The following is a 12,847-nucleotide window of genomic DNA, read 5'->3' as shown; positions in this document are numbered from 1 at the left end:
GACGGCTGGTCGACCGGCAGATGCCGGAGTGCACCGAGGAACGGTTGCAGCGCTACCCGAATTCCCGACGCACTGGGCGCCGCCCTCGGTACTCTCACCGCATGGCAGACTCGAGCCAGATCTCGGTGACGGTACGCTCACCGGCCTATTGGCGCGTCACATTCGACAACCCGCCGCTGAACATCTTCGGACCGGAAACACTTCCAGAACTCGATGCCGTTGTGACGGCGCTGGAATCCGATGACGCCGTCAAAGTGGTGGTGTTCGACAGCGCGGTCGAGGGATTCTTCCTCACCCACTACAACTTCGTGTCAGAGCTGGAGGAGTCCACGCGTTATCCGGCGGGAGCGACGGGCTTACAAGCTCTGCCGGACATGCTGGCCCGGCTCAGCCGCGCCCCGGTGGTGTCGATCGCCTCCATCCGGGGCCGCGCGACGGGTGTCGGCAGTGAACTCGCACTCGCCAGCGATATGCGCTTCGCGAGGCGGGAGAAAGCCATCCTGTCGCAGTGGGAGGTCGGCGCGGGGTTGGTGCCCGGTGGTGGCCCGATGGCGCGGCTGCCGCGGCTGATCGGACGTGGACGGGCACTGGAGGTCCTGTTGGGCGCCGATGACATCGACGGCGACCTGGCGCAGCTGTACGGCTACGTGAACCGTTCGTTTCCGGATGCCGAACTCGACGGTTTCGTCGACGCCCTGGCCACCCGCATCTCCACGTTCGACAAGCAGGCGATCGCCGAGACCAAGCGGCTGGTCAACGTCAACAGCCTGCCCACCGACGAGGAGATCGCACCGGAGTGGGACGCATTCCTGGCAGCGCTGGCACGGCCGGCGGCGCAGAGCCGCATCCAGAAGCTGTTCGAGCGCGGTTTCCACCAGCCCGGTGATGTCGAGACCCGGCTCGGCCATCACGTGGGCCGGCTGGGCGACGCGTGAGCCCCATCGACGCGACCCGTCACCCCTTCGCGATCGGGGTCGTCGGGGGTCCCACCGTCGTCATCGATTACGGCCGAACACGTTTCGTCACCGATCCCACCTTCGACGATCCGCGTGACTACGGCACCATGACCAAGCTGACACCGCCGGCGGTGGCTGCCGCCGACCTCGGCGCCGTCGACGCCGTCCTGCTGAGCCACGATGACCACAACGACAATCTGGACATCGCGGGCCGGCAGTGGGCCACCACGGTGCCCCGGCTCTACACCGGGCCCGGAGCCGCCGGACGGCTGGGTTCCCCCGCCGTCGGATTGGCCACCTGGGAGCGCGCGGAACTCGGCCGCGCTGACGGCGCCGGGCACCTCACGGTCACCGCGGTGCCCGCCGTCCACGGCCCGCTGGACGGCACCCGCGACGACTCCGGGCACGTCAACGCAGAAGTCACCGGGTTCGTGATCGAGAGTGCCGGTCTGCCCACGGTGTATGTCAGCGGGGACAACGCCTCCCTGCAACCGATCGGCCAGATCGCGGCGCGGTTCCCCGCCATCGACATCGCGGTGCTGTTCTGCGGGGCTTCACGCCTGGCCACCAAGAACCAGGGCCGCCCGCTCACGCTGACCGGACCGCGGGCCGCGGATGTGGCGGTGATCCTGGGCGCGCCGCGGGTGGTGATCGCCCACATCTCGGGGTGGTCGATATACAGCGAGAACATCAACACCGTACGAACGGCGTTTGACGAGGCCGGGATCGCCGATCGACTGGTGCCAGCCGACGCCGGAGTCTGGGCGCTGAAAGGCGAAACCTCTCAGCACTGAGGAAACCGGTCCCACCCGGATGAATGCTCGTCGGCCCCGGTGCGTTTCACTGGGTACAAAACCTAGGAGGAGCGATGACCTCACCACTGACGAATCTGGGCGTGAACCTCCCGGTGATCGCCGCACCGATGGCCGGTGGCGCCACCACACCCGCCATGGTGATCGCGGCAGCCGGCGCAGGCAGTCTGGGACTGCTGGCCGCCGGCTACAAGACCCCGGAGAATCTCCAGGAGCAGATCGCCGCCGTACGTGCTGCGTCGGTCCCGTTCGGAGTCAACATCTTTGCGCCCAATCCGGTGCCGATTTCACCGGCCGATTACCGGCAGTACGCCGACGCGGTGCAACGCGAAGCCGACCGCTTCGGGCTCACTCTGCCTGCGGACCCCATCGATGAAGACGACCACTTCAACGCCAAGATCGACCTGCTGCTGGCCGAGCCGGTGCCGCTGGTGAGCTTCACCTTCGGCCTACCCGAAACCGAGGTCATCGCGGCCCTGCAGAAGGCGGGTACCACGGTGGTGCAGACCGTGACCTCACCCGAGGAGGCAGCGCTGGCAGCGGCGGCCGGAGTGGACATGCTGGCGGTGCAGGCCAGCGCCGCGGGTGGTCACTCGGGCACCCTCACTCCCGACCGACTCCCCCAGCCGCTGCCCATCGGTGAGCTGATCGAGCGGGTGTCCGCGCGGGTGCGGTTGCCGTTCATCGCTGCCGGCGGGCTGTCTACCGCCGAAGAGATCTCGGCGGTCCTGAAGGCCGGCGCCACGGCGGCCGCTGTCGGTACGGTGCTGCTGCGCGCCGACGAGAGCGGTGCGTCAGCCACTCACCAAGCGGCACTGACGGATCCGGCCCGCACCGAAACCGTCATCACCCGCGCCTTCACCGGTCGTCCCGCCCGCGGATTGCGCAACCGCTTCATCGACGAGTTCGAAGCGTCAGCGCCGTTGGGGTATCCCGCAATTCATCATCTGACCAGTCCGCTCCGCAAGGCGGCGGCCGCGGCAGGCGACGCCGATCTGGTTCACCTGTGGGCCGGCACCGGATTCCGAAACGCCCGCAACGAGCCGACGGCAACGATCCTGACCCGGCTGGCGACACCGTAGCCTGAAAGTATGCGTCCTCACGTGACCCTGGCCGCGATCGCACTCTGGGCAGCCGGGCAACTCGTCGGCATGCCCACCGCCGCGGCCGAGCCGATCATCACCACCATCCCGGAACAGCCGGCCCCGCCGGGACAGACGACGTTCGTCGACAACCCGGCGATCGTCAACGGCCAACCGGCGACCATCCAATCCTGGAGCCGGCTACCTGATTCCGACACGCTGGCCGTGCATTTCAGCAGCGGCACTCCGGCATGCTTCGGTGTCCACGCCGAGGTGCAGGAGACTCCCGACATCGTCGCGGTGAAGCTGCGTTCCGAAACCCTGCCCGAGGCCGTGGACAAGGCGTGCATCGCCCTCGCGGTATTCGGCACGCTGACGGTCACACTCGAGGCTCCCGTGGGCAACCGGGCGGTCGTCAGCATCACCTGATCGTTGAATCGGCGATAATCCATCGCCGATCACCGATGTCCGCGATAATCCCTGCAGACGCGCCGGCAGGGGGAATCGGTGGATATCGACGTCGAGGGAATCACCCAGGAAGTCTTCACCGGTCCGCTGCCGGAGTGGAGTGAAGTAGAGTCCCTGGTCGAGGCGGCGCACCGGCGCTACCGTGCGGATGCCGACGGCACGGTCGCCGATTACATACCGGTTCTCGCGCAAGCCGACCCGAATCTGTTCGGGGTGTGCGTCGCCGAAACCGATGGCGGACTGCACCTGGCGGGCGATACCGACATCGAATTCTCCATCCAGTCGATCTCCAAGGCGTTCGTGTACGCGCTGGTGTGCGAGGAGTTCGGCCATGGTGTGGTCCGCGACCGCATCGGCGTCAACAACACCGGCCTTCCGTTCAACTCCGTCGTCGCCATCGAACTCAACAACGGCCACCCGATGAACCCGATGGTGAACGCCGGCGCCATCGCCGCCACCGCACTCATGCCGGGTGACACCCACGCCGACCAGTGGCACAACATTCAAGCCGGACTCTCTCGATTCGCCGGGCGCACACTGGAACTCGATGACACGGTGTACGAGTCCGAGTCGCAGACCAACCAGCGCAACCGCGCGATCGCCCGCCTGCTGGAGAGCTACGGTCGTATCGACCTCGATCCCCTTGCGGTGGTCGATGTCTACACCAAACAATGCGCGTTACGAGTGAGCGCCACCGATCTGGCCATCATGGGTGCCACCCTGGCCGACGGTGGTGTCAACCCCCGCACCGGTGAGCGCGTGGTCTCCGCCGGCGTCTGCCGGGACACGCTGGCCATCCTCGCGGCCAACGGGCTCTACGAGCGGTCAGGCGAATGGCTGTTCGAGATCGGATTGCCCGGCAAGTCCGGTGTGTCGGGAGGCATCGTCACCGTGGCGCCGGGCAAAGCCGGGATCGGCGTGTTCGCGCCACCGCTCGATTCCGCCGGAAACAGTGTCCGCGGACTGCGCGCGACGGCGTATCTCTCACGTGTCCTCGGACTCAACATCTTCGCGTCCAGCGCGCGTGCACCGACCTCGAGAGGCGCCCACCATGGCTGAACACCGCATTGTCGCCGAGCCGGAGGTCCGCAACTCCTGGGTGCCGATGATCGGGTTGTTCCTGGCCCAGGTGCTGATGTCGTTCAACGTCGCGGCGCTACCGGTGTCGATGGGCGGCATCGTCGCCGATTTCGGGGTCCCCCCGACCACCGTCGCGACCGCGGTGGTGATGTACGGCCTGGCGGTCGCGGCGCTGGTCATGACCGGAGCCAAACTCGGCCAGCGGGTGGGCTGGGTGGTGGTCTTCCGCGTCGTGGTGGTCACATTCGCCGGCTCGGCCTTGATGATGGTGTTCGCGCCCTCGGTCCTCTGGGTGATCGCCGCGCAGGCTCTGGCCGGCGCGTCGGCTGCCATCATCGTGCCGTCATTGGTGGCGCTGATCGCCGAAAATTACCGTGGCGCTCAGCAGGCCACCGCCATCGGCTCGCTCGGATCGGCACGCGCGATCTCCGGGGTGAGTGCCTTCCTGATCGGCGGCGCGCTCGGAACCCTGGTGGGCTGGCGGCCGGTGTTCGCGATCGTCTTCGTCATCGCGGTGGCTGTCTTCGCGCTGAGTTTCCGGCTGCGCGCCGACGCCGGCAACCCGGGCATCGAGATCGATGTCGTCGCGGCCGTGATCATCGGTACCGCCATCGCGGCACTGACCATCGGTTTCAACAACCTCAACGGGTGGGGTCTGCTGCTGGCGGGCCCGGGGGCACCGTTCGACGTACTCGGCGTCTCCCCGGCGCCACTGCTGGTCATCATCGGAATCATCTGCGGCCAAGGGTTTCTCGTGTGGACCCGGCGGCGTACCGCTGCAGGCAAGGTGCCGTTGGTCAGTCTGTCGGTACTGGGCTCGTCCCGGGAACGGGCGGCCGTCTTCGCCATGTTCATCGTCGTCTCGCTCGAAGCCGCCCTGAATTTCACTGTGCCGCTCTACATCCAGATCGTGCAGGGCCGCACACCGTTCGACACGTCACTGGCGATGATGCCGTTCAACTTGACGGTGTTCTTCACCGCGATGCTCGTGGTCCGGCTCTACGGACGTTTCAGCCCGCGCGCGATCGGCATGTTCTCCTTCACGCTCACCACCGTGGCGCTACTGTGGCTCGGATTCGTGGTGACCAACAACTGGGAGACGGTGCCCACGATCGCCGGCCTGATCGTGTTCGGCATCGGCCAGGGCGCACTGGTCACCTTGGTGTTCAACGTGCTCGTCACCGCGGCCCCGAAAGAACTCGCCGGCGACGTGGGCTCCATCCGCGGAACCACTCAGAACCTCGCCTCGGCCGTCGGCACCGCGGTGGCCGGCGCGATGCTGGTCGGCCTGCTGTCGCTCAACGTGAGCCAGGCGGTGATCAACAACGTGGAACTGTCTCCTGCGCTCGTCGAACAGGTCGATCTCGATGAGGTGAACTTCGTCAGCAACGATCAGTTGCGGGAAGTGCTCGCCGACACCGACGCCACCGACGCCGAGGTGGACGCCGCGGTGCAGATCAACACCGATGCGCGGCTGCGGGCGCTCAAGCTGGGGCTGCTGATCCTGGCCGGGGTCAGCGCGGTGGCGATCCTGCCGGCATCCCGGTTGCCGTCTTATACACCACATGAGATTCCGGACCCGCAGGAAGACGGAACCCGGTGATGACCCTAGGCTTGATCGGTGACTCTATTGCTCGGTCCGGTGCTGCGCCACGTCGGGGAAACCACCGCTATGGTCTGGGTGCAGACCGAGAAGTCTGCGGAGGTCGAGATCCTGGGGTGTTCGGCGCGCACATTCGAAGTGCAAGACCGCCACTTCGCCCTGGTAGCGGTCGAGGGACTGGAGCCTGACTCCACCACCGAATACGAAGTCCGCATCGACGGTGCGAAGGTGTGGCCCGAGGCTGGCTCCGACTTCCCGCCGAGCGTGATCCGGACCCGCGGCCCGAAATCGGCGGACCGGTTGCGGATGATCTTCGGCTCATGCCGGTATCCCAAGACCGGTGACAAGAAGATCGACGACAAGCTCGGCGACGACGCCCTCGATTGTTATGCCGAGCGGCTCACGACACTGCCGGTCGACGAGTGGCCCGACGTGTTGCTCCTGCTGGGTGACCAGGTGTACGCCGACGAACTGACACCCGAAACACGGCAGAAGCTCGCAGGAAAGCGCACCAACAAGAAGAGGCCGCCCGACGAGGTGGTCAGCTTCGCCGAATACGAAGGCCTCTACCGGCACACCTGGGGCGATCCCGAGATCCGCTGGGTGATGTCCACTCTGCCCACCGCGATGATCTTCGACGATCACGACATCCGCGACGACTGGAACACCTCCGCGGCATGGCGCACCGAGGTGAACAAGAAGCCGTGGTGGCGCGACCGGATCCGCGCGGGCCTGGCGTCCTACTGGGTCTACCAGCACATCGGCAATCTCAGCCCCACCCAGCTCGCCAAAGACGAGGATTACCAGAAGGTGCTCGCCACCGAGGGTGACTGCTGGCCGCAGCTCGTCGAACTGGCCGACCGCGCCGACAGGGAAGTCGACGGAGAGAAAGGCCTGCGCTTCAGCTTCCGCTGGGATCTGGGCCGCAGCAGGCTGATCATGGTCGACTCGCGTAACTCCCGGATTCTCGAGGACGGGAACCGGAAGATGCTGGGCGACAAAGAGTTCGGTTGGCTCGAAGCGCAGGTCGAGGAGGGGATCGGTGAGCTCGACCACCTGATCCTGGCGACCTCACTGCCCTGGCTGCTCCCCCCGGCCATCGGCGACCTCCAGACGATCAACGAAATCTCCGCCAGCCGCCCCGGGTTGCGCGGCACCGTGGCCGAAAAGGTCCGTCAGGCAGCCGATCTGGAACATTGGCCGGCCTTCCTGCAGTCGTTCCTGCGACTCAGTGACCTCATCATCAGGGCGGCCACCCGCACCGACGGACCGGCGACGGTGACGGTGCTCTCCGGCGACGTGCACCACAGTTACGCCGCACGCGCCGATTTCCCCGGCGCGTCCGCGACGCGCGTGCACCAGCTGGTGTGTTCGCCCGTGCACAACTACGTGCCGATCGTCGTCCAACCGCTGTTCAAGTTCGGTTGGTCGCCGCGGGTGGGTCGGTTGACCCGGCGCTGGGCCCGCCATCACGGGTCGCCCCCGTTGCCCATGTCGTGGCGCAATCTCAGCGGCCCCCTGTTCGGCAACACGATCGCCACGCTGGAAGCCTCGCGACGCAAGGCCGAGGTGGTGTTCGAACAGCCCCGTGACAACTGCGAGTTGGGTGTGGCGGCCACCATCGCGCTGACCGACTGAGCCACCACGGCGGCCGGGCCGCGAACTGCTCTGCCCGGACGGCTGGATCCCTCCTGTGGGTGCCATGTGTCGTGACGCTAGGGCATACACCGGCGCGTGTGGGGGCTACGAATCGGCCGGCTGCCGTAACGCAAGCATTCAGCAAAATTGCCTCATTGGTCAATACGGCAACGCCTTTGGTCCGGGCCCCGACGGTGATCCTGGCCGCCCTCCGGTGGCAGAGCCGCTGTTGGGAGGAGTTCGGGTGCATGTTCGGATCCGTCGCCCGCGACGCGCAACGCACTCGGTGTTTGTGCCGCCGGGTCAGATGTCGCAAAGAGCGCAGGGCCGGGAAGTTGCTTACGCCGGGGCCGATTCGAGGTACCCACCGCCCTGTTTGAAGAACGCCATGGCGTTGTGGTCGACCCCGTCGTCGGTGCGCACCACGTCCAGCACGAGTCCGGGCGACTGACCCCGATAGGCATCCGCTCCGGCCACGATGACCATTCCCCCGTCCTCCTCGATGAACACCCGGCCCGGGGTCCCGCCATAGGCACAGCGCGACACGTGCGCGGAGATCAGGCGCAACCGCTCACCACGAAAGTAGGTGTAAGCGTTCGGATACGGATCTGACAAGGCCCTGACCAGGCGTTCGATGTCTGCGGCGGGCCAGGTCCAGTCGACCAGACTGTCCCGGTCGGACCGCTTGTGGAAGAAGGTGCGCCGGCTCAGATCCTGCGGAGTCGGCTTGGCGGTACCGAACTCCAGCTGGTCCAACGCCTCGTTGAGCACATCGGGCACCAGGTCCAAAGTGGCCAGCACCAAACTGGTTCCGGTGCTGGCCGGGGTGATCTCGACGGAATGCTGCACCAGGATGTCGCCGGTGTCGAGTTCGCCGTCCATCAGGTGCGCGGTCAGCCCGGTGTGGCTGGCGCCGCTGATCAGTGACCAGATGACCGGCGAGAAGCCGGTGAACTCGGGCAACAACGAATCATGCAGATTCAAAGTCCCGTGTGCCGGAATGTCGAAGAGTTCCTGCGGCAACCGGGTACGCCAGTTGTTGGCGACCATGACGTCGGGCGCAACGGCGTGCACCCGCTCGATGAGCTCAGGTGTCGGCCGCTTGGCCAGGAAGACTTCGATGTTCTCGCTGCGTGCGAGGTCCTCGACCGAGTCCGCCCAAATGGACTCATAGGCATGGTCACTCGCGGGATGGGTGACCACCAGAACGACTTCGTGGCGGGATTTCAACAGCGCCTGCAGAGTACGGTGCCCCCAGGTCTGATATCCGAACATCGCTACACGCACAGCAACCTCCCAGCTTTTCCGCCCTGATTTATGGTTAGGCTTACCTTTGATAGCACGCCCCACCGGGGTGCACCATCACACGCCCGGAAGGGCCCTGACAGGCGAAGCGGCCGACCGTGTTTCGGCTGCCATCAGGCTGTGCCAGTCGAAGTTACGGAGGAAAGCGTTGTCTAGCAACCCTTTTGATGACCAAGACGGACGATTCTTCGTCCTCGTCAATGACGAGGAGCAGTATTCGCTGTGGCCGACGTTCGCAGACATCCCCGCCGGTTGGACGGTGGTCTTCGGGGGCGACGACGGTAGCGACCGGGAAAGCGCGCTGCGCTACGTCGACGAGAAGTGGACCGACATGCGTCCCCGCTCGCTACGTGAGAGCATGGCCGCCGACACCACCTCCCCGGCTTGAGCGCGACTGAACCGATCCGCTGGACCGGCGCAAAGGTCCTGCGCCGCACGGTGTCCCGTAATCTGCGCTGGCTTGCTCCTGGCTCAGGGCTGATCGCGGCACATCAGTTGTGCGAGGTGTCGGTGCCCGTGCTGATCGGCGTCATCGTCGACCGCGCGGTTGCCACCGGCAGTGTCGGCGCGATCACCGTCTGGATTGCCGTGCTGGCGGCCCTTTTTGTGCTGCTCACCGTCGTGTACCGGTTCGGAGCCCGATTGCTGATGTTCGCGATCGCACGCGAAGCGCACCTTCTCCGCATCGAACTGAGCCGAAAAATCCTGCATCCGCAGGGAATCCGTACGGATTTCCAGACCGGTGAGCTGCTGTCGATCTCCTCGACAGACGCCGACGAGACGTCGTATGTCCTGGACTACGTGCCCCGCGTGACCGGAGCGGTGGTCGCGACGATCGCCTGCGGTGTAGTGCTGCTGACCGTCGATCTCGAGCTCGGTCTGATGGTGCTGATCGGGGTGCCGATCGTGGTGGCCGGCCTGCAGTTGACCGCGCCGTTGATAGCCCGCAGAGTCGAGGATCAACAAGCGGCGGTCGGACGTGCGACCGCACTGGCAACAGATCTCATCAGTGGGCATCGCCCACTGGCGGGAATCGGCGCTCAGGGCAACGCCGCAGCACGCTACCGCGCAGCCAGCCGACGCTCGCTCGCGGCGGCGTTGCGGGCGGCACGCATTCAGAGTGTGCACGCCGGTGCCGCGGCGGCCGCCGGTGCACTGGCCGCCATGGCGGTGGCGGTCGCGGCCGCGTACTTCGCCATCCAGGGCAGCTTGTCGGTGGGGCAGCTGATCACCGTGATCGGGTTGGCGCAGTTCCTCATCGAACCCTTCTCCCTGCTGGCCATCGTGCCGAGTTGGGTGGCCGAGGCCCGTGCCTCGGCCAACCGGGTTGCCACCGTCTTGTCCTCGAGCACCCGGCACGGACCGCCGTCGGCCACCGCCGCGGCCACACCCGCGCCGCCGGGAACGCTCACCGTCGACGGCGCGCTGCCGATGTCGGTGCGGCCCGGTGAGTTCGTCGCGGTGCTGGCCTACGACCCGCGGGACGCGAACGCACTGATCGAGGTGCTGTCCGGACAGGTCCGGGATACCGGTACCGTCCGGGTCGGCGGGCAGGCCATCGACGCGCTGGCACCCGGTGAACGGCACCCGCATCTGCTGGTCGAACACCACCACAGCGACTTGTTCAGCGGCACACTGGAATCGAACCTGCACACCGGCGCGGTTCCCGATGCGCAGGTGGTCGCCGCCGCCCTCGAGGCGTCCTGCGCCGTCGACGTGGTGCACCTGCACCCCGACGGTCTGGCCCATCCGGTGGTGGAACGCGGCGCCAGCCTGTCCGGCGGCCAACGACAGCGATGGACGCTGGCGCGCGCCTTGGTTGCCGACCCCGACGTGCTGGTGCTCCACGACCCCACCACGGCGGTGGACGCCGTCACCGAACACGCCATCGCGGACGGGTTGCGCCGATTGCGCGGCCACACGGGCCGCACCACCGTGGTCTTCACCAGCAGCCCGGCCCTGCTCGCTGCCGCCGACCGGGTGGTGTTGATCGTCGACGGCCAGGTGCGTGCCGAGGGTGCCCACCACGAACTCGTGGACCGGCATGCCGATTACCGGGAGTTGGTGGTCCGGTGAGCGTGGGCGAATCCGTCACCGCGCCGGTGCTTCCGGTGGCCACTGCCGGTCGCACCGGCCGCTGGTTGGCCTCGGATCTGCGCGACCGCCGCGTCGGTGTCGCCACCGCGGCGCTGATCGGCCTGGGCGCGGCGGCCGCGTCGACCGTGCCGATCTACCTGCTGGGGTCGCTGGTCGACCGGGTGCGTGACGGAGACACGGCGGGCAGCCTCGTCGGCTTGGCGACGGTGATCGGTGTGACGGCCCTTCTCGGCGGGCTGGGTACCGGCCTGTCCACCTATCTCATCACCCGGCTCGGCGAGCAGACCGTGGCCGACCTGCGCGAGGACGTCCTGGACCGGGCCCTGCATCTGCCGGCGACGACGATCGAGGAGAGCGGTCGCGGTGACCTGCTGTCCCGGGTGGGCGCCGACGTGTCCACCGTGGCGAAGTCCGCCTCCGAGGTGTTACCGACGATTCTCAACGCGTTCTTCCTGGGCGTCGTGACACTCGTGGGTATGTCGAGCCTCGACTGGCGGCTGGGATTGGCCGGGGCACTGTGCATTCCGGCCTACGCCGCCGGCCTGTGGTGGTACCTGCCGCGGTCGGCACCGATGTACGCCGACGAACGGGTGGCCATCGCCGCTCGCGCACAGGTGACCGTCGAGTCCATCCAGGGCGCCAGGACCATCGACGCCTATGAGACCCACGAGCGGCACTACGGTGACATCGAACGGGCCTCGGGCCGGGCCCGCGATATCTCCATCGCGGTGTTCACCCTGTTCACCCGGCTCGTCGGGCGGGTCAACCGCGCCGAATTCATCGGTCTGGCAGCCACTCTGGTGGTGGGTTTCCTGTTGGTGAAATCCGGCAGTGTCACCGTCGGTCAGACCACGGCGGCCGCGCTGATGTTCCACCGGTTGTTCAATCCCATCGGCATGCTGATGTACACCTTCGACGAGGCGCAGGAGGCCGCCGCCAGCCTGGCCCGGCTGGTCGGTGTCCTCGACATGCACGCCGACGACCTGCGGATCACTGAGCCGCGCGCCGGCGGTACCGCGATCCCCACCGGTGCCGACGTGCGCGTCGACGGCGTGTCCTTCGCTTACGGCACCGGACCCGAGATCCTGCACGACGTTTCGCTGCACATCCCCGACGGCACCCGGTGTGCTCTGGTGGGTGCCACCGGCGCCGGAAAAACCACGTTGGCGGCGGTCATCGCCGGCCTGCTGACCCCGACCGCCGGGCAGACCCGCATCGGTGGCGTCCCCATCGCCGAGATCGCCCCCGCCGAACTGCGCCGCTGGGTCGCCAGCATCACCCAGGAGGTCCACATCTTCTCGGGGCCGCTGATCGACGACCTGCGACTGATCGCCCCCCAGGCCGACCGCGACGAGATCTGGTCGGCGCTGCATCGGGTCGGCGCCGGCGCATGGGTGCAAGCCCTCGACGACGGACTCGACACTCTGGTCGGCGAGCACGGCGTCACCCTGACCGCCGCACAGGCGCAGCACATCGCGATGGCCCGCCTGGTGCTGGCCGACCCCAGAGTCGTGGTGCTCGACGAGGCCACCGCCGAGGCGGGCAGCGCCCACGCCGGGGAGCTCGAAGCCGCCGCGGCCGCGGCCACCGAAGGCCGTACCACGTTGATCGTCGCGCACCGGCTCACTCAGGCCGCGACCGCCGATCAGATCGCCGTGATGGACGACGGACGGATCGTCGAGAACGGCACCCACACCGAACTGATCACCCTCAACGGCCGCTACGCGCGGCTGTGGCGGGCCTGGAGCACGCCGACCTGAGGCGAGCTCCGCGCCCCCGAACCGAACATCGACCGAGAGGTTGCCC

11 protein-coding genes are annotated in these 12,847 nt (G+C 67.2%); 10 read left to right on the top strand and 1 reads right to left on the bottom strand.

Annotated features, from left to right (window positions below; all coding sequences use genetic code 11):
* Window positions 1–101 precede the first annotated feature (101 nt).
* From NL241_RS17430 to NL241_RS17400, 7 genes are all read left to right on the top strand, one after another.
* Window positions 102–935, top strand: a complete 834-nt coding sequence (locus tag NL241_RS17430) for an enoyl-CoA hydratase/isomerase family protein (RefSeq protein ID WP_494398202.1) — start codon at window positions 102–104, stop codon at window positions 933–935.
* Entirely contained in the window at window positions 932–1,750 is an 819-nt protein-coding gene (locus NL241_RS17425) for an MBL fold metallo-hydrolase (protein ID WP_494398201.1), read from the top strand. Before NL241_RS17430 ends, NL241_RS17425 begins: the two co-directional genes overlap by 4 nt.
* Window positions 1,751–1,824: 74 nt before the next feature.
* Window positions 1,825–2,850 (top strand): NAD(P)H-dependent flavin oxidoreductase, encoded by a 1,026-nt coding sequence (locus tag NL241_RS17420; protein WP_494398200.1) that lies wholly within the window; start codon window positions 1,825–1,827, stop codon window positions 2,848–2,850.
* Between the two features lie 9 nt (window positions 2,851–2,859).
* The gene (locus NL241_RS17415; RefSeq protein WP_494398199.1) at window positions 2,860–3,279 is read left to right on the top strand and encodes a hypothetical protein; all 420 of its coding nucleotides are present in this window, start codon (window positions 2,860–2,862) and stop codon (window positions 3,277–3,279) included.
* Window positions 3,280–3,357: 78 nt separating this feature from the next.
* A complete protein-coding gene (glsA, locus tag NL241_RS17410; RefSeq protein ID WP_494398198.1) occupies window positions 3,358–4,377 on the top strand; it encodes a glutaminase A in 1,020 nt (339 codons plus the stop codon).
* Window positions 4,370–6,001, top strand: a complete 1,632-nt coding sequence (locus NL241_RS17405) for an MFS transporter (protein ID WP_494398197.1) — start codon at window positions 4,370–4,372, stop codon at window positions 5,999–6,001. The genes glsA and NL241_RS17405 overlap by 8 nt, the downstream gene beginning before the upstream one ends.
* An 18-nt stretch (window positions 6,002–6,019) precedes the next feature.
* Window positions 6,020–7,639, top strand: a complete 1,620-nt coding sequence (locus NL241_RS17400) for an alkaline phosphatase D family protein (RefSeq protein ID WP_494398196.1) — start codon at window positions 6,020–6,022, stop codon at window positions 7,637–7,639.
* Window positions 7,640–7,978: 339 nt separating this feature from the next.
* Here the strand turns inward: NL241_RS17400 and NL241_RS17395 are convergent, their stop codons facing one another.
* On the bottom strand, window positions 7,979–8,926 hold the full coding sequence (locus tag NL241_RS17395; protein WP_494398195.1) for a methionyl-tRNA formyltransferase: 948 nt from the start codon (window positions 8,924–8,926) through the stop codon (window positions 7,979–7,981).
* Between the two features lie 166 nt (window positions 8,927–9,092).
* Between NL241_RS17395 and NL241_RS17390 the strand changes: the two genes are divergently transcribed.
* The 3 genes from NL241_RS17390 to NL241_RS17380 are packed head-to-tail and all read left to right on the top strand — an operon-like array spanning window position 9,093 to window position 12,801.
* The gene (locus NL241_RS17390; RefSeq protein ID WP_487694617.1) at window positions 9,093–9,332 is read left to right on the top strand and encodes an MbtH family protein; all 240 of its coding nucleotides are present in this window, start codon (window positions 9,093–9,095) and stop codon (window positions 9,330–9,332) included.
* Entirely contained in the window at window positions 9,329–11,020 is a 1,692-nt protein-coding gene (locus tag NL241_RS17385; RefSeq protein ID WP_494398194.1) for an ABC transporter transmembrane domain-containing protein, read from the top strand. Before NL241_RS17390 ends, NL241_RS17385 begins: the two co-directional genes overlap by 4 nt.
* The gene (locus NL241_RS17380) at window positions 11,017–12,801 is read left to right on the top strand and encodes an ABC transporter ATP-binding protein (protein WP_494398193.1); all 1,785 of its coding nucleotides are present in this window, start codon (window positions 11,017–11,019) and stop codon (window positions 12,799–12,801) included. Before NL241_RS17385 ends, NL241_RS17380 begins: the two co-directional genes overlap by 4 nt.
* Window positions 12,802–12,847 lie beyond the last annotated feature (46 nt).

The organism is Mycolicibacterium sp. SMGY-1XX, assembly GCF_059132455.1.
This window is presented reverse-complemented; position numbering and strand designations above follow the sequence as displayed.